The 16,493-nt window shown below is 71.3% G+C and carries 14 protein-coding genes; 2 read left to right on the top strand and 12 right to left on the bottom strand.

Annotated elements, in window-relative coordinates; all coding sequences use genetic code 11:
• The 4 genes from ACIP4O_RS21775 to ACIP4O_RS21760 form a co-directional block, all read right to left on the bottom strand.
• Window positions 1-1,356 carry a replication-associated recombination protein A gene (locus ACIP4O_RS21775; protein ID WP_361327969.1) on the bottom strand — a complete coding sequence of 452 codons (1,356 nt, stop codon included), beginning with the start codon at window positions 1,354-1,356 and terminating at the stop codon, window positions 1-3.
• A 77-nt stretch (window positions 1,357-1,433) separates the two neighbouring features.
• Complete coding sequence (locus ACIP4O_RS21770; RefSeq protein WP_361328169.1) at window positions 1,434-2,072, bottom strand: vitamin K epoxide reductase family protein; 639 nt, start codon at window positions 2,070-2,072, stop codon at window positions 1,434-1,436.
• A 253-nt stretch (window positions 2,073-2,325) separates the two neighbouring features.
• A complete protein-coding gene (gene hisS, locus ACIP4O_RS21765) occupies window positions 2,326-3,588 on the bottom strand; it encodes a histidine--tRNA ligase (RefSeq protein WP_401576658.1) in 1,263 nt (420 codons plus the stop codon).
• Window positions 3,589-3,600: 12 nt separating this feature from the next.
• Complete coding sequence (locus tag ACIP4O_RS21760) at window positions 3,601-4,314, bottom strand: MBL fold metallo-hydrolase (RefSeq protein WP_401576656.1); 714 nt, start codon at window positions 4,312-4,314, stop codon at window positions 3,601-3,603.
• Between the two features lie 165 nt (window positions 4,315-4,479).
• On the opposite strand from ACIP4O_RS21760, the gene ACIP4O_RS21755 reads away from it, so the two are divergent.
• Window positions 4,480-5,322, top strand: coding sequence for a peptidylprolyl isomerase (locus ACIP4O_RS21755; protein WP_401576654.1), 843 nt, complete (start codon window positions 4,480-4,482; stop codon window positions 5,320-5,322).
• A 154-nt stretch (window positions 5,323-5,476) separates the two neighbouring features.
• Complete coding sequence (locus tag ACIP4O_RS21750) at window positions 5,477-6,706, top strand: DUF349 domain-containing protein (protein WP_361327957.1); 1,230 nt, start codon at window positions 5,477-5,479, stop codon at window positions 6,704-6,706.
• A 66-nt stretch (window positions 6,707-6,772) separates the two neighbouring features.
• On the opposite strand, the gene ACIP4O_RS21745 is transcribed toward ACIP4O_RS21750, so the two are convergent.
• The 8 genes from ACIP4O_RS21745 to ruvC form a co-directional block, all read right to left on the bottom strand.
• Complete coding sequence (locus tag ACIP4O_RS21745) at window positions 6,773-9,235, bottom strand: RelA/SpoT family protein (protein ID WP_401576652.1); 2,463 nt, start codon at window positions 9,233-9,235, stop codon at window positions 6,773-6,775.
• Between the two features lie 304 nt (window positions 9,236-9,539).
• Window positions 9,540-10,079 carry an adenine phosphoribosyltransferase gene (locus tag ACIP4O_RS21740; protein WP_401576650.1) on the bottom strand — a complete coding sequence of 180 codons (540 nt, stop codon included), beginning with the start codon at window positions 10,077-10,079 and terminating at the stop codon, window positions 9,540-9,542.
• Window positions 10,076-11,197: a protein translocase subunit SecF gene (gene secF / locus ACIP4O_RS21735; RefSeq protein ID WP_401576648.1), complete on the bottom strand. Its 1,122-nt coding sequence runs from the start codon at window positions 11,195-11,197 to the stop codon at window positions 10,076-10,078. The genes ACIP4O_RS21740 and secF overlap by 4 nt, the downstream gene beginning before the upstream one ends.
• Window position 11,198: 1 nt before the next feature.
• Window positions 11,199-12,992: a protein translocase subunit SecD gene (gene secD / locus ACIP4O_RS21730; RefSeq protein ID WP_401576646.1), complete on the bottom strand. Its 1,794-nt coding sequence runs from the start codon at window positions 12,990-12,992 to the stop codon at window positions 11,199-11,201.
• A gap of 217 nt (window positions 12,993-13,209) precedes the next feature.
• Window positions 13,210-13,674 (bottom strand): preprotein translocase subunit YajC, encoded by a 465-nt coding sequence (yajC, locus tag ACIP4O_RS21725; RefSeq protein ID WP_361327944.1) that lies wholly within the window; start codon window positions 13,672-13,674, stop codon window positions 13,210-13,212.
• Window positions 13,675-13,880: 206 nt separating this feature from the next.
• Window positions 13,881-14,951 carry a Holliday junction branch migration DNA helicase RuvB gene (gene ruvB, locus ACIP4O_RS21720; RefSeq protein ID WP_401576644.1) on the bottom strand — a complete coding sequence of 357 codons (1,071 nt, stop codon included), beginning with the start codon at window positions 14,949-14,951 and terminating at the stop codon, window positions 13,881-13,883.
• 173 nt (window positions 14,952-15,124) lie between these two features.
• On the bottom strand, window positions 15,125-15,745 hold the full coding sequence (ruvA, locus tag ACIP4O_RS21715) for a Holliday junction branch migration protein RuvA (RefSeq protein WP_007829263.1): 621 nt from the start codon (window positions 15,743-15,745) through the stop codon (window positions 15,125-15,127).
• 52 nt (window positions 15,746-15,797) lie between these two features.
• Window positions 15,798-16,352 carry a crossover junction endodeoxyribonuclease RuvC gene (gene ruvC, locus ACIP4O_RS21710; protein WP_401576642.1) on the bottom strand — a complete coding sequence of 185 codons (555 nt, stop codon included), beginning with the start codon at window positions 16,350-16,352 and terminating at the stop codon, window positions 15,798-15,800.
• Window positions 16,353-16,493 lie beyond the last annotated feature (141 nt).

Below are 16,493 nucleotides of genomic sequence, written 5' to 3'. Positions count from 1 at the left end.
CTACTCCCTCGTCCCGCGCAGGCGCTCGCGCACCATCTCCACGACATCGGCGTACCGCGCCTCGGTCCCGTACCGCGTCGGCGTGTAGTACTGCCGGTCCTTGAGGGCGTCCGGGGCGTACTGCTGCGCGGCGATCGCGCCGGGGACGTCGTGCGGGTACACGTAGCCCTGCGCGTGGCCGAGCTTCTGGGCGCCCTTGTAGTGGCCGTCGCGCAGGTGTGGCGGGACGGGGCCCGCGAGGCCCTTGCGGACGTCTTCGAGCGCGGCGCCGATCGCGAGCGTCGCCGCGTTGGACTTCGGCGCGAGCGCGAGCGCGATGGTCGCGTGGCTCAGGGTGAGCGCGGCCTCGGGAAAGCCGATCATGGCGACGGCCTGCGCGGCGGCGACGGCGGTGGGAAGCGCGGTGGGGTCGGCGAGGCCGATGTCCTCGCTCGCGGAGATCATGAGGCGCCGCGCGATGAAGCGCGGGTCCTCGCCGGCCTCGATCATGCGCGCCAGGTAGTGCAGCGCCGCGTCCACGTCCGAGCCGCGGATCGACTTGATGAGGGCGCTCGCGACGTCGTAGTGCTGGTCGCCGTCGCGGTCGTACTTCAGCGCCGCCTTGTTGACCGTCTCCTCCAGGGTCTGGAGGGTGATCGCGGGCTCCTTCTTGGCGAGCGCGGCCCCCGCGCCCGCCTCCAGCGCGGTCAGCGCGCGGCGCGCGTCCCCTCCGGCGACCCGCAGCAGGTGCTCCTCGGCGTCGTCGGGGAGCGTGAGGGCCCCCTTGAGGCCCCGCTCGTCGGTGAGCGCGCGGTGCAGCAGGGCGCGGATGTCCTCGTCCGTGAGCGGTTCGAGGGTCAGGAGCAGGGAGCGGGACAGGAGCGGGGAGATCACGGAAAAGTACGGGTTCTCCGTCGTCGCCGCGATGAGGGTGACCCAGCGGTTCTCGACGGCGGGCAGCAGGGAGTCCTGCTGGGCCTTGCTGAAGCGGTGGATCTCGTCGAGGAAGAGGACCGTGTCCTTGCCGTAGCCGCCGCTCGCCCTGCGGGCGCCGTCGATGACGGTGCGGACCTCCTTGACCCCGGCGGTGATCGCGGACAGTTCGACGAAGCGGGCGTCGGTCGCCTTGCTCACGACGTACGCGAGCGTCGTCTTTCCCGTCCCCGGTGGTCCCCACAGGATCACCGAGGAGGCGCCGGCCGGGCCGCCGTTCGGCTCGCCCACGAGCCGCCGCAGCGGGGAGCCCGCCCCGAGCAGGTGCTGCTGGCCGACCACCTCGTCGAGGGTGCGCGGGCGCATCCGGACGGCGAGGGGGCTGTTGCTCGGGTCCTTCTCCTGGCGCTCTTCGGCGGCGGCGGTGAACAAGTCGGGTTCCACGCCGAAAGCCTAAAGGACGGCACCGACAACGCCTCGCGCGCTCTCGGTACCGCCCTCACCAGGCCGTACGGACGGGCTCAGCTGGTCCAGAAGTCCCACCAGCGCAGCAGGATGAGGAGGCCGATAATCCCGAGGTGCAGGACCGGCAGCACCCAGGGGAACTCGCCGAAGAAGCCGCGCGCCCAGCGGGGGGCCGGGAGGTAGCCGTTGCGGACGTTGTGCGCGGTGACGTACCAGAACATGATGATCGTCGCGACCCAGGCGAGGCAGCACCACAGGCACAGGGCGTTGATGTTGTACAGCGACTGGTACTGGAGCCAGGTGACGAAGCCGACGCCGAAGAGCGTGCCGAAGTTGAAGGTGAGCCAGTACCAGCGCGGCATCCGGGCCCCGGCGAGCAGGGTCATGCCGACGCAGATCACCACGGAGTACGTGGCGAGCCCGAGCATCGGGTTCGGGAAGCCGAAGGCCGCGGCCTGCTCGCTCTTCATGACGCTGCCGCAGGAGACGACCGGGTTGAGGCTGCACCCGGGGGTGAAGCTCGGGTCCTCCAGGAGCTTGAACTTGTCGAGCGTGATGACCCAGGCGGCGAGCAGGCCCGCCGCGCCCGTGAGCACCAGCATCACGGCGAAGGCACGCGAGGCGCCGAGCCGGGAGACCGGGCCCTCGGGGTGCCGGGGGTCGTGCTCGTGGCCGAGCTCGTCGCTGACTTCCATCGTGTCGCTCATCACGCCGTTTCCGTCGCTCGGTTGCTGGGGCCTCTGCATTGTGCCCCACCCACCTGAGAACGGGAGGGCCCAAAGGGGTACCGGAAACGCCACCGCCCCGCCGAAAAGCCCGAGTTCACCCCCGCCGCACGTGAGGCAATCCACTCCGGCGAGTGGTTTCAGAGGCGGACGGTTGACGGATGCGCGCGGTACGGGGCGGATACGCACCGAAGGTGCGCGGCCCCGTACCGTCGCCTCTCGCTCAGCCCAGCAGTCGCTGGATCTCCGCGACCGCCTGCGCGAGCGGCACCGCGTGCTGCTCCCCGGACTCCAGGTCCTTGAGCTGGACGCTGCCGTCGACGAGGTCGCGCTCCCCCGCGATGAGGGCGAGGCGGGCGCCCGAGCGGTTCGCGCTCTTCATCGCGCCCTTGAGACCGCGACCGCCGAAGGAGAGGTCCGTCGCGATGCCGGCCCGGCGCAGTTCGGTGACCTTCTCGAAGAGCGCGCGGCGGGCGGTCTCACCCAGCGGGATCGCGTACACACTCGTGACGGGCGGGAGGTCGAGCACGACGCCCTCGGCCTCCAGCGCGAGGACCGTGCGGTCGACGCCGAGCGCCCAGCCGACCGAGGGCAGCGCGGGCCCGCCGAGCATCTCCGAGAGCCCGTCGTAGCGTCCGCCGCCGCCGACCGCGGACTGCGAGCCGAGGCCGTCGTGGACGAACTCGAAGGTCGTGCGGGTGTAGTAGTCGAGGCCCCGCACGAGCTTCGGGTCGTCCTCGTAGGCGACGCCCGCGCCGTCCAGGAGCGCGCGGACCTCCTCGTGGTACGCCTTGCACGCCTCGCACAGGTGGTCGGCGAGGAGGGGGGCCCCGGTGAGCTGGTCCTGGACCTCGGCGCGCTTGTCGTCGAGGACGCGCAGCGGGTTGATCTCGACGCGGCGGCGGGTCTCCTCGTCGAGGTCGAGGGCGCGCAGGAAGTCCTGGAGCGCCGCGCGGTAGACGGGGCGGCAGGTGGTGTCGCCGAGCGAGTTGAGCAGGATGCGGTGCCGGGTGAGGCCCAGCGAGCGGTACGCCTGGTCGGCCAGGATGATCAGCTCGGCGTCCAGCAGCGGGTCCTCGGCGCCGATCGCCTCCGCGCCGACCTGCGAGAAGTGGCGGTAACGGCCCTTCTGCGGGCGCTCGTAGCGGTACTGCGAGCCCGAGTACCAGACCTTGACGGGCAGGTTCCCGCTCTTGTGGAGGTTCGACTCCAGGACCGCGCGCAGCACGGCCGCCGTGCCCTCGGGGCGCAGCGCGAGCTCGTCGCCGCCCTTGGTCGTGAAGACGTACATCTCCTTGCTCACGATGTCGGTGGACTCACCGACACCGCGCGCGAAGAGCCGTACGTCCTCGAAACCGGGCGTCTCGATGTAGCCGTAGCCCGCGTCCCGCAGCGGGGCCGCGATGGCCTCGCGGACGGCGAGGAAACGGCCCGAGTCGGGGGGCAGGAGGTCGTAGGTGCCCTTGGGTGCCTTGAAGGTGTTCACGGTTGTTCGCTGTCACATTCCTCGTCGGGGGAACGCCGTCGCGGCGTTCTCCTGGCCGGCCGCCACCTGCCGCAGATACGGGTTGGTGACGCGTTCGCGGCCGATGGTCGTCTGGGGACCGTGTCCGGACAGGACCACGGTCGAGTCGTCGAGCGGCAGGCACACCCGGGCCAGCGAGTCGAGGATCTCGTCCGGGTCGCCGCCGGGCAGGTCGGTGCGTCCGATGGAGCCGGCGAAGAGCAGGTCCCCGGAGAAGAGCACGGACGGCAGGTCCGCGCCCTCGGGGGTCCTGAACGTCACCGACCCCTTGGTATGCCCGGGCGCGTGCGCGACGGAGAAGTCGAGCCCGGCGAGGCTCAGGCGGGCCCCGTCGCTCAGCTCCTCGACGTCGGAGGGCTCGCCGACCGTCAGCTCCCCCAGGAGCGGCATCCCGATGGAGCGGCCGATACCGGCCTCGGGGTCGCTCATCATGAAGCGGTCCGCCGGGTGGACCCAGGCGGGGACGTCGTGCGCCCCGCAGACCGGGACGACCGAGGCGACGTGGTCGATGTGGCCGTGGGTGAGGACGACGGCGACGGGCCTGAGCCGATGCTTCGCGAGCGTCTCCTCGACCCCCGCGGTGGCCTGGTGGCCCGGGTCGATGATCACGCATTCCTCACCGGCGGCGGGGGCGACCACGTAGCAGTTGGTCCCCCAGGCCCCGGCGGCGAAACCGGCAATGAGCACGTTCGTCCTTTGTGTCCACGGGTGGGCGGGGTCGCGTCGGGCGCGCGGCCGGGTTCGAGACTACCGGCGGTGCCGATTCCACAGCCAACCCGTATACGGTACGGGGCACACACGGCCCCCCGTCCGAACAGGGTTGCGGACGAGTAGACGACGAGGAGACACCCGGTGGTCAGCAACGATCAGCGGCGGCGCCAGCTCGCCCGGGAGAAGTTCCTGCGCCAGCAGGAGCGGCGGCAGACGGCACGGCAGCGGGCGCGCCGGCGCAACGCGGTCATCGCCTCCGCCGTCGTGGTGGTGCTCGCGGCGGGCGGCGGCGCCTGGGCCGCCGGAGCCTTCGACAAGGACAAGCCGGACGACGGCAAGAAGGCCGAGGCCGCCGCGACGCCGAGCGCGAGCGCGAGCAAGGCGCCCGACCCCTGCGACAAGCCCGCGGCCGGTTCGGTCAAGAAGCTGTCGTACAAGAAGGAGCCGGCGCTCAGCATCGACAAGTCGGCCGACTACACGATGAAGCTCGCGACGACGTGCGGCGACATCGGGATCGCGCTGGACGCGAAGAACGCCCCGCACACCGTGAACTCCTTCGACTACCTCGCGGGCAAGGGGTACTTCGACCACACGAAGTGCCACCGGCTGACGACGGCGGGGATCTACGTCCTCCAGTGCGGCGACCCCTCGGGCAACGGCACCGGCGGGCCCGGCTACACGCTCCCGGACGAGAACCTGAAGGACAAGAAGCTCAAGGGCAACGTGTACCCGGCGGGCACGGTCGCGATGGCCAACCAGTACAACGCGCAGACGAAGGAGGGGCGGCACACCGGCGGCAGCCAGTTCTTCCTCGTCTACCAGGACAGCCAGCTCCCGCCCGACTACACGCCTTTCGGCACCATCTCGGCGGACGGCATGAAGGTGCTCAAGAAGATCGCGAACGCGGGCGAGAACACCGGGCAGGGCGACGGGGCGCCGAACGCGACCGTGGTGATCGACAAGGCCACCGTGCGCAAGTCCTGATCACCGGGGGTGGCTTTACCGCGCGGACGGGCAAGTCCGCCGCTCAAGAATGCGGACAGCCGCCCCACAGGTCGCCTATGTTGGCCGTGACGAAAATGTGGACGATGCCGAGGGCCCCCCACCAGGGGCCCGGCATCATGTGGATGGAGGCGCTGTGAGCAGCGACCCGTGGGGCCGAGTCGACGAGACCGGGACCGTGTACGTGCGGACCGCCGAGGGTGAGCGGGAGGTCGGTTCCTGGCAGGCCGGTTCGCCCGCCGAGGCCCTCGCGTACTTCGAGCGCAAGTACGAGGGACTCGTCGTCGAGATCGGGCTGTTGGAGCGCCGTGTGCGGACGACGGATCTCTCGGCGAAGGACGCCCAGGCCGCCGTGGAGCATCTGCGCGATCAGGTGCGCGGCGCGAACGCGGTGGGTGACCTCGAAGCGCTCGACAAGCGGCTCGAAAAGCTCCTGTCGACGGTCCAGGAGCGCCAGGAGGTGCGGAAGGCCGAGCGCGCCAAGCAGAGCGAGGAGAGCCGGAAGGCCAAGGAGGAGCTGGTCGCCGAGGCCGAGCAGCTCGCCGGGAGCGAGCAGTGGCGGGTCGCCGGGGAGCGCCTTCGGGCTCTCGTGGACATCTGGAAGGGGCTGCCGCGCCTGGACCGCAAGTCCGACGACGAGCTGTGGCACCGCTTCTCGCACGCCCGCTCGGCCTTCTCCAAGCGGCGCAAGGCGCACTTCGCGGCGCTCGACGCGCAGCGCGAGGACGCCCGCAAGGTGAAGGAGGGCCTGGTCGCCGAGGCGGAGTCGCTCTCGGGGTCGACCGAGTGGGGCCCGACGGCGGCGCGGTACCGGGACCTGATGACGCGCTGGAAGGCGGCCGGACGCGCGCAGCGCGAGGCGGAGGACGAGCTGTGGACCCGGTTCCGGGCCGCGCAGGACGTCTTCTTCTCGGCGCGCAACGAGCTCTTCGCCGAGCGTGACGTGGAGCAGGGCGAGAACCTCAAGCTCAAGGAGGCGCTCGCCGACGAGGCCGAGAAGCTGCTGCCGGTCAAGGACCTGAAGGCGGTCCGGGCCGCGTTCCGGGGCATCAACGAGCGTTGGGAGGCCATCGGCCACGTGCCGCGCGACGCGCGGCCGAAGGTCGAGGGCCGGCTGCACGCCGTGGAGCGGGCGATCCAGGAGGCCGAGGAGGCCGAGTGGCGTCGTACCAACCCCGAGGCCCGCGCCCGTGCCGCCGGTCTCACCGGTCAGCTCCAGGGCGCCGTCGACAAGCTGCGCGCGCAGATCGCGCAGGCTGAGTCGGCGGGCAACTCGGCGAAGGCCGCGAAGCTGGGCGCTGAGCTGGAGGGCCGCCAGGCTCTGCTCGACCAGGCGCTGAAGGGCCTGGAGGAGTTCGGGGGCTGAGCCGCTCCGTACGGTACGAGGAGGGGCCCACCGGGATGTTCCGGTGGGCCCCTCCTCGTACGCCCGCTACGGCCTGCGGGCCGAGGTCACGCGGTACACGTCGTAGACGCCCTCCACGCCCCGCACCGCCTTGAGCACGTGCCCGAGGTGCTTCGGGTCCCCCATCTCGAAGGTGAAGCGCGAGGTCGCGACGCGGTCCCGCGAGGTCTGCACCGCCGCCGACAGGATGTTGACGTGCTGGTCGGAGAGGACCCGGGTGACGTCCGAGAGCAGCCGCGAGCGGTCCAGGGCCTCGACCTGGATGGCGACGAGGAAGACGGAGGACTGCGTCGGCGCCCACTCGACGTCGAGCATCCGCTCCGGCTGCTTGGAGAGCGAGTCCACGTTGACGCAGTCCTTGCGGTGCACCGAGACGCCGTTGCCGCGCGTCACGAAGCCCACGATCGGGTCACCGGGGACGGGCGTGCAGCAGCGCGCGAGCTTCACCCACACGTCCTCGACGCCCTTGACGATGACGCCGGGGTCGGACTTGGCGCGCCGCTTGCGCCGGGCGCGCGAGGGCGGCTGGGACTCGGCGAGGTCGTCCTTGGTCTCCTCCTCGCCGCCGTAGGACTGGACGAGCTTCTGGAGCACGGTCTGCGCGGGCACGTGGCCCTCGCCGATCGCCGCGTAGAGCGAGGAGATGTCCGCGTACCGCATCTCGTGCGCGAGCGTGACGAGGCTGTCGCTCGTCAGGACGCGGTGGATCGGCAGGTTCTGCTTGCGCATCGCGCGGACGATGGCGTCCTTGCCCTGCTCGATCGCCTCCTCACGCCGCTCCTTGGAGAAGTGGCCGCGGATCTTGTTGCGCGCGCGGGGCGATTTGACGAAGCCGAGCCAGTCGCGCGAGGGGCCCGCGCCCGCCGCCTTGGAGGTGAAGACCTCGACGACGTCGCCGTTGTCGAGCGTCGACTCCAGGGGGACGAGGCGGCCGTTGACGCGGGCGCCGATCGTGCGGTTGCCGACCTCGGTGTGCACGGCGTACGCGAAGTCGACGGGCGTCGCCCCGGCGGGCAGCGCGATGACGTCGCCCTTGGGCGTGAAGACGAAGACCTCGTTGCGCGAGAGGTCGAAGCGCAGCGATTCCAGGAACTCGCCGGGGTCCTCGGTCTCCTTCTGCCAGTCGAGCAACTGGCGCAGCCACGCCATGTCGTTGATCGCGCCGTCGTCCTTGCCGGACTTCTTCGGCGCGTCGGTGCGCACCTTGGAGGCGCCTGCGACGGCCTCCTGCTTGTACTTCCAGTGTGCGGCGATGCCGTACTCGGCGCGGCGGTGCATGTCGAAGGTGCGGATCTGGAGCTCGACGGGCTTGCCGCCCGGTCCGATGACCGTCGTGTGCAGCGACTGGTACATGTTGAACTTGGGCATCGCGATGTAGTCCTTGAACCGGCCGGGGACCGGGTTCCATCGCGCGTGCACGGTGCCGAGTGCCGCGTAGCAGTCGCGGACGGTGTCCACGAGGACGCGGATGCCGACGAGGTCGTAGATCTCCGCGAAGTCGCGGCCTCGTACGATCATCTTCTGATAGACGCTGTAGTAGTGCTTCGGGCGGCCCGTGACGGTCGCCTTAATGCGGGCGGCGCGCAGGTCGGACTGCACCTCGTCGGTGACGACCGCGAGGTACTCGTCCCGCTTGGGGGCGCGCTCGGCGACGAGGCGGACGATCTCGTCGTACATCTTCGGGTAGAGGATCGCGAAGGCGAGGTCCTCCAGCTCCCACTTGATGGTGTTCATGCCCAGCCGGTGGGCGAGCGGGGCGTAGATCTCCAGGGTCTCGCGGGCCTTCTTCTCCTGCTTCTCGCGCTTGAGGTAACGCATCGTGCGCATGTTGTGCAGGCGGTCCGCGAGCTTGATGACGAGGACGCGGGGGTCCTTGGCCATCGCGACGACCATCTTGCGGACCGTCTCGGCCTGCGCGGCCTCGCCGAACTTGACCTTGTCGAGCTTGGTGACGCCGTCGACGAGGAGCGCGACGGTGTCACCGAAGTCCTCACGGAGCGTGTCGAGTCCGTACTCGGTGTCCTCGACGGTGTCGTGGAGCAGTCCGGCCATGAGCGTCGCGGGGTCCATGCCGAGTTCGGCGAGGATCGTGGTGACGGCGAGCGGGTGCGTGATGTACGGGTCGCCGCTCTTGCGCTTCTGTCCGCGGTGCCAGCGCTCGGCGACCTGGTAGGCGTGCTCGATCTGGCGCAGGGTCGCCGTCTCGATCTTCGGGTCGTTGCCGCGCACGGTACGCAGCAGCGGCTCCAGGACGGGGTTGTAGGGGTTGGAGCGCTGCACGCCGAGGCGCGCGAGGCGGGCGCGGACGCGGTTGGAGGAGCCGCCGCGGTGCGCCGCGGGCGGCGCGGGACGCGGCTGTGCGCCCGAGGGGCGCCCGGAGGCGCCCTGGGCGGCGCTGCCCGGCCCCGGCTTCTTGGCGGGCGGGGCGGGCTTCGGCGCGGCCTCGGGGTCCTGGGCGCCGGTGGTGAGTGACTGGGCCTCGTCTGGCAAGAGCGCTCCTCCTGTAGGCCCCTGGCGACCTGCCCGTGGGCGCGAGCGCGTGTGCGTGCGTCCCGGACGTGGTCCGGAGGCTGCCATCGTAGCGAGAGCCGGGCGCGCTGCCGCGCGTGCGGGCGGCTCAGCGGGCGGTACAGGGCCACTGCACCGCTTACGGGGGAAACATCCCCTTCAGGGGCTTTATTTCACTTTCGCCACAGCTCCATGGTCGATCGCCGGGAAGCCGTGGTCAAGCGGTGCGGCGAAGGGGCCGGTCCGCCGCGGCGGACCGGCCCCTTCGTGTGTCGCTGCGTCCCGCTCAGACCTGGAGCAGTGCCTCCAGGGGTGCCCCGTCGAGTACGGGGGCGAGCCGCGCGCGCCCGTCGAGGAAGCCGAGCTCCATGAGCACGGCGACCCCGGCGACCTGCGCGCCGGCCCGGCGAATGAGGCCGAGGGAGGCCTCGGCGGTGCCGCCGGTGGCGAGGACGTCGTCGATGACCATGACCCGGTCGCCGGGGCCGAGGTCCTCGGCGTGCACCTCGATCTCGGCGCTGCCGTACTCCAGCTCGTACCGCTGCGAGAGCGTGGCCCCCGGGAGCTTGCCGGCCTTGCGGACCGGCACGAAGCCGAGTCCGGCGCGGACGGCGGCGGGGGCACCGAGGATGAATCCCCGGGCCTCGAGGCCGACGACCTTCGTCGCGCCGTGCTTCCGGCACAGCTCGGCGAGGGTCTCGGCGAGGGCGGCGAAGGCGGCCGGATCGGCCAGGAGCGGGGTGATGTCCTTGAACACCACACCCGGCTCCGGGTAATCCGGGACGTCTCTGATACGGCTGAGCAACAGCTCGCTGATGTCGGTCATCGGCGCTTTCCGGTCGTACGTCCGCCCCGGCCGTCACGGCCTCGGGCGGGGGCGCTGCCCCGGGCGGGGGCGACGACCGGGCCGGCGGCCGCGGTGGCCCCCTGCGGTCCGTCCCCCTCGCGCGGGCCGTCGCCGGGGGCTTCGCCCCGCTCGGCGGCGGCGCGCTTGGCGAGCACCCGCTTGGCGAGGGCCTTCATCTGCGGCTCGTGGCTCTTGAGGTCGGAGACCAGCGGGGTCGCGATGAAGATCGAGGAGTAGGCGCCGGCCGCGAGGCCCACGAACAGCGACAGGGAGATGTCGTTGAGCATGCCGGCGCCGAGGAAGCCGCCCCCGATGAAGAGCAGCCCGGCGACCGGGAGGAGCGCGACGACCGTGGTGTTGATCGAGCGGACCAGGGTGCCGTTGATGCTCTGGTTGGCGACTTCCGCGTAGGTGTTCCTCGTCTGCTTCGTGATGCCCTTCGACTGTTCCTTGAGGCTGTCGAAGACCACCACGGTGTCGTAGAGCGAGTATCCGAGGATCGTGAGCAGACCGATCACGGTGCCCGGGGTGACCTCGAAGCCGACGAGGGCGTACACCCCGACCGTGATGGTGATGTCGTGGATCAGGGCGACGAGGGCCGCGACGGCCATGCGCCACTCGAAGGCGATCGCCAGGTAGATGACCACGAGCACCATGAAGATGCCGAGACCCGTCCACGCCTTGTTGGCGACCTGCTCGCCCCAGGAGGGGCCGACGAGGTCGGCGTTGATGTCCGCGGCCTTGACGTCGAGGTCCTTGGCGAGCTGGGTCCTGATCTCGTCGGACTTGCTCGTGTCGATGTCGCTGATCTGGACGCGCATCCCGCCGTTGCCCAGCTCCTGCACGATCGCGTCGTGTCCGGAGGAGTCCTCGGCGGACTGCTCGGCGACGCTCACCGAGGCGCTGGTCTTCGGCGTCGTGAAGACGGCGCCGCCCTCGAACTCGATGCCCAGATGCAGACCGCGCACGGAGAGCCCCACGATCGCGGTGATCGTGATGAGGATGGAGATGCCGTACCAGATCTTGCGCTTGCCGATGAAGTCGTACCCGATTTCACCGCGGACGAGCCGGGCGCCGAGAGTACCGAGTCGCGACATGTCACGCCTCCTTGGGGTGATCGGCGTGGACGCGAGGGGTGCGGGTGCGGCGCAGCGGCGGCTTGGCGCCGAGCCGCTTGGGGTCGAACCCGGACCAGGGATGGCCCTGGCTGAAGAACTTCCGGCGGGCCAGGAGCGTCAGGAGCGGCTTCGTGAAGAGGAAGACGACCACGACGTCGAGGACCGTGGTGAGCCCCAGCGTGAAGGCGAAGCCCTGGACCTTGCCGACCGTGACCACGAAGAGCACGGCCGAGGCGAGGAAGGAGACGAAGTCGGAGACGAGGATGGTGCGCCGGGCGCGCGGCCAGCCGCGCTCCACGGCGGGGCGCAGGCTGCGGCCCTCGCGCACCTCGTCCCGGACTCTCTCGAAGAAGACGATGAAGGAGTCCGCGGTGATACCGATCGCGACGATCGCTCCGCAGACGGCCGGGAGGTTGAGCGCGAAGCCGATGCCCGGGCCGAGCAGCGTCATGATCGTGTAGGCCAGGATGCCGGAGACCACGAGGGAGGCGACCGCGATGAGCGCGAGGCCCCGGTAGTAGACCACCAGGTAGATGATGACGAGCGCGAGGCCGACGGCGCCGGCGATGAGCCCGGCGTCCAGCTGCTCACCGCCGAGGGCGGCGGTCACCGTGGTGACGGTCTCCTCGTGGAAGGTGAGCGGGAGGGCGCCGTAGGAGAGGACGTTGGCGAGGTCCTTCGCCGATTCCTGGCTGAAGCTGCCGGAGATCTCGGCGCTGCCGCCGAGGCGCTCGCTGACGCTGGGCGCGGAGACGACGTCGCCGTCGAGGACGATGGCGAACTGGTTCATCGGGGACTGCTGCTGCGCGAGCTTGCCCGTGATCGAGGAGAACTTCTTCTTGCCCTCCCCGTTGAACTTCATCTGCACGATCCACTGGTTGCGCTGCGTGTCGAGCACGGCGTCGGCCTTGGACACGTTCTTGCCCTCGACCTCGGCCGGGCCGAGGAGGTACTTGGCCCACTGACCGCCCTCGTTGCCGCAGGCGACCATCGACGCGGTCGGCTTGACGCCCGTGGTGGCCTTGACGCGCTGGGCCTTGTTGGAGCAGTCCAGGGAGCCGAAGAGGGCGGTCGTCTTGTCGTCGGGCGCGGCGGAGGCGCTGGGCGAGGGGCTCGCCTTGGCGTCGTCCTTCGTGTCGCTCTTGGCGCTCGCGGAGGGCGTGGAGTCCGCCTTGAGCGCCTGCGGGACGGCGCGGCCCTGCGGGGAGGCGTCACCCGAACCGGCGGAGGCACTGGAACCCGCGCCCGGCGAGGCGGTGGAGCCGTCCGCGCCCGCGCTCGACTTCGGCGAGGGGCTGGTCTTGCCCGAGGGGCTCGACGAGGCGGAGGGGCTCGCGCTCGCCGAGGGGTCGGCGGCGGGGGTGCCCGCGGCGACCTGGAGGACCGGGCGGAAGTAGAGCTGGGCGGTCGTGCCGACCTGCTCCCTCGCCTGCTTCTCGTTGGTGCCGCGCGGGATGTTGACCACGATGTGGTCGTTGCCCTGGGTCTGGACCTCGGCCTCGGAGACACCGAGCCCGTTGACACGGCGGTTGATGATGTCGACCGCCGTGTCCATGTTGGTCTTGTTGACCGCGTTCTTCTGCCCCGGCTCGTTCTGGGCCTTGAGCGTGATGCTCGTGCCGCCCGCGAGGTCGATGCCGAGGCGGGGCGTCGTGTGCCCGGAGAGGAACATCCCGCCCGTGAGCGCCACGAGGGCGACCAGGATCAGAGCGAGTGCGCGGCCAGGCTTGGACTGGCTGCTGCTGCGCCCTCTGCTCTTGTTAGGTGCTGCCACCTTCTCGTTTCTCCCTGTCCAACCGCTCCGCACGGTGTGAACCACCGGCTGTGGCGGCCCTGAAGTGATGTGGGGAATCCGCGTCCGTCCGCCCCCGACCGGGCAAGGTTGTCATGGTCGTGGGCGTCCGGGTGCCACCGTCCGCGTAGGCCCGTGTGCCACGGCATGCCCCGGGGCCGCGCCGGGCCGCTCGCCTGGCGCGTGCCTCGGTCCGTGCCTACTTGCCCTCGGCCTCGCTGTCGGCCTTCTTGGGGGCGGTGTCCTCGGCCTTGTCGGCGAGCGCCTCGGCGGGGGCGGAGTCCTTGGACAGGTCGATGCGCGCGTCCTCGTCCTCGTGCTCGGCCGCCTCGCCCTCGGTGAGGGAGGACGCGTCGTCGGGGACGACGGCGTCGAGGTCCTCGCCGTCGTTCACGACGCGCTCCCACTCCTCGTCGCCGACGACCGCGCCGATGGCGTTCTTGGCGTAGCGGGCGTGGACGCCGGGGGCGACCTCCAGGAGCACGGTGTCCTCACCGACCTCCTTGACGAGCGCGTACATGCCGCCGATCGTGCGCACGCCGGAGCCGGGCTGCATCTCGCTGCGCATGTTCGTAGCGGCCTGCTGCTTCTTCTTCGCGGAGCGGGTCATCAGGAACATCGCCCCGATGATCAGGATGAAGGGGAGGAGGGAGACGAGAGACACGGTGGAGATTCCTTAGCACGACCGCGCGATGCTGCGGCCTGTCGGGATCGGAGGGCACGCCGGCCACAAGGGACGGCATCGGCGGAGTCTAGGCGAGTCTCCGCCGAGGGAACAACGTTCAGCATCGCACCGCAGTTCCTTGTGTGGCCACACTCGTGCGGCTCGGGCCGCTATCTCCTGCGGCCCGGGGCGCCCACTCGCGCGGCTCACGCCGGGAAGAGACCGGCTTGTCCTGGTGCGCCCTGGGGCGGAGCGAGCCCGAGGTGGGCCCACGCCGCCGGGGTGGCGACCCGGCCGCGCGGAGTGCGGGCGAGGAGGCCCTCGCGCACCAGGAAGGGCTCCGCCACTTCCTCCACCGTCTCACGTTCCTCGCCCACGGCGACAGAGAGAGTGGAAAGGCCCACAGGCCCGCCGGAGAAGAGCTTGAGCAGCGCTTCGAGCACGGCGCGGTCGAGGCGGTCGAGTCCGCGCGCGTCGACCTCGTACACGCCGAGAGCCGCCGAGGCGATGTCCTCGGTGATGTGCCCGTCCGCCTTGACCTGCGCGTAGTCGCGTACGCGGCGCAGGAGGCGGTTGGCGATACGGGGCGTGCCGCGCGAGCGGCCGGCGATCTCGGCGGCGCCCGCCGGGTCGATCGCGACGTCGAGGAGCCGCGCCGAGCGATGGATCACACGTTCCAGCTCGGTGGGCGCGTAGAACTCCATGTGCGCGGTGAAGCCGAAGCGGTCGCGCAGCGGCGGGGGCAGGAGCCCGGCCCTGGTCGTGGCGCCGACGAGGGTGAAGGGCGGGAGTTCCAGCGGGATGGCGGTGGCGCCCGGCCCCTTGCCGACGATGACGTCGACGCGGAAGTCCTCCATCGCCATGTAGAGCATCTCCTCGGCGGGCCGGGACATGCGGTGGATCTCGTCGAGGAAGAGGACCTCGCCCTCCTGGAGCGAGGAGAGGATCGCGGCGAGGTCGCCCGCGTGCTGGATCGCGGGGCCCGAGGTGATGCGGATGGGGGCGGCCATCTCGGCGGCGATGATCATGGAGAGAGTCGTCTTGCCGAGCCCGGGGGCACCGCTGAGCAGGACGTGGTCGGCGGTGGCACCGCGCGCGCGGGCGGCCTTGAGGACGAGGTCGAGCTGCTCGCGCACCTTCTCCTGGCCGATGAACTCGTCCAGGTCCTTGGGGCGCAGGGCCGCCTCGACGGCGTTGTCCTCGGTGTCGGCCCCGGCGTCGACGAGCCGGGGGTCGGCGCCGACGGCGCTGTCCGGTGTCTCGTCGTCCCAGTTCACGGTGGCCTCTGTTTCTCTCGTCGGTACGCGCGGGGTGCGCTTCGGTACGCGCGGGGTGCGCTTCGGTACGCGCGGGGTGCGCTTCGGTACGCGCGGGGTGCGCTTCGGTCGGGGCGTCACGCGCGTCGGCCGGCGCGTGGGCGCACGGCGTTTCCGCGTGCTTCAGCGGGGCGTCACTTGGTGCGGTTGAGCGTTTGCAGGGCCGCGCGCAGGAGCGGGCCGATCTCCGGGACGCCCTCCTGTGCCTCGGCCTGCGGGGTGACCGCTTCGACGGCCTCCTCGGCCTCGCGCGGCTGGTAGCCGAGGCCGACGAGCGCGGTGTGCAGCTGTTCGGTCCAGGGGGGCGGACCTGCCGCGGCGCGGCGCTGGGCGCCGAGGGTGCCGGTGCCGAGCGGCTGTCCGAGGCGGTCCTTCAGTTCGAGGATGAGTTTCTGGGCGCCCTTCTTGCCGATGCCCGGCACGGCGGTGAGGGCCTTCTCGTCGGCGGTGGAGACGGCGAGGCGCAGCGCGTCGGGCGAGAGCGTCGCGAGCATCGCCTGCGCGAGCCGGGGACCCACGCCGCTGGCGGTCTGGAGCAGCTCGAAGGTCTGCCGCTCGTCGTCGTCGGCGAAGCCGTAGAGCGTGAGGGAGTCCTCGCGCACGACGAGCGAGGTGGCGATCCGGGCCTGCTCGCCGATCCGCAGCGTCGAGAGCGTGTGCGGGGTGCACTGCACGGCCATCCCGATCCCGCCGACCTCGACGACGGCGCTGGTTGGGCCGAGGGCGGCGACGGGCCCGCTGACGAAGGCGATCACCGGTCGGCCTCGCCACGCGCGGCGCGCCACGCGCCGCTGGGAGCTGGGTTGTTCATCGCACGACCTTTCGTACGGGGGGCGCGGTGCGGGCGGCGGAGCGGGCCCGTTCGTGCGCCTCCTGGAGCCTGTTCTTGGTGGGGGCCCGCCAGATGTGGCAGATGGCGAGGGCGAGGGCATCGGCCGCGTCGGCGGGCTTCGGCGGCTCGGCGAGCCGCAGAAGGCGTGTCACCATCGCGCCGACCTGCGTCTTGTCCGCGCGCCCGTTGCCCGTGACGGCGGCCTTGACCTCGCTCGGCGTGTGCAGCGCGACGGGCAGCCCGCGCCGCGCGGCGCACAGCATCGCGACGGCGCTGGCCTGCGCGGTGCCCATCACGGTGCGCACGTTGTGCTGGCTGAAGACCCGCTCGATCGCCACGTACTCGGGCCGGTGCGCATCGAGCCACTCCTCGATCCCGGCCTCGACGGCGAGCAGCCGCCGCGCCAGCTCCGCGTCGGGGGGCGTGCGTACGACACCGACGCCGACCATCGTCAGCGCCCGTCCCGGCACCCCCTCGACGACGCCGACCCCGCAGCGGGTCAGCCCCGGGTCCACCCCCAGCACGCGCACCGCACCACCCCCTCGCTCACCGCTCCGCACGGCCCGTGTCACGTGCGGCGCACGCTACTGGCCGCCACCGACACTAGCCGCCCGCAACGACAAGACGCGGGCCCGGGGCGTGTCGCCCCCGGCCCGCGCCGTGCGCACCTC

It is taken from the genome of Streptomyces sp. NPDC088923 (genome assembly GCF_044749745.1).
Lineage (GTDB): Bacteria > Actinomycetota > Actinomycetes > Streptomycetales > Streptomycetaceae > Streptomyces.
Note: the sequence above shows the minus strand (reverse complement) of the source record. Positions and strands in the feature narration are given on the sequence as shown.